At 61.3% G+C, this 235-nt stretch carries 1 pseudogene; it reads left to right on the plus strand.

From position 1 onward, the window contains the following. Positions 1-235, plus strand: a pseudogene (locus AAEZ05_RS30240) (MFS transporter); the annotation flags it as partial.

Raw genomic sequence — 235 nt, forward strand, 5'->3', positions numbered from 1 at the left:
GTTGGGGCTGGCGCCTGCCGTTCCTGGCCAGTGCCTTGCTGTTGGTCGTCGGCCTGGCGATTCGCCTGGGTGTAAATGAGTCGCCGGAGTTCCTCGAAGACAAGGCCCTGGCGGAAAAAGCTCGGGCGATCAAGAAGGACCAAGCCCCCGTGCTGGAAGTGCTGAAGACCGCTTGGCGTCCACTGTTGTTGTGCATTGGCGCCAACACCTTGGGGATTGCCGGCGTGTATTTCAC

The sequence above is a fragment of the Pseudomonas sp. HY13-MNA-CIBAN-0226 genome, assembly GCF_040310305.1.
Lineage (GTDB): Bacteria > Pseudomonadota > Gammaproteobacteria > Pseudomonadales > Pseudomonadaceae > Aquipseudomonas > Aquipseudomonas gregormendelii.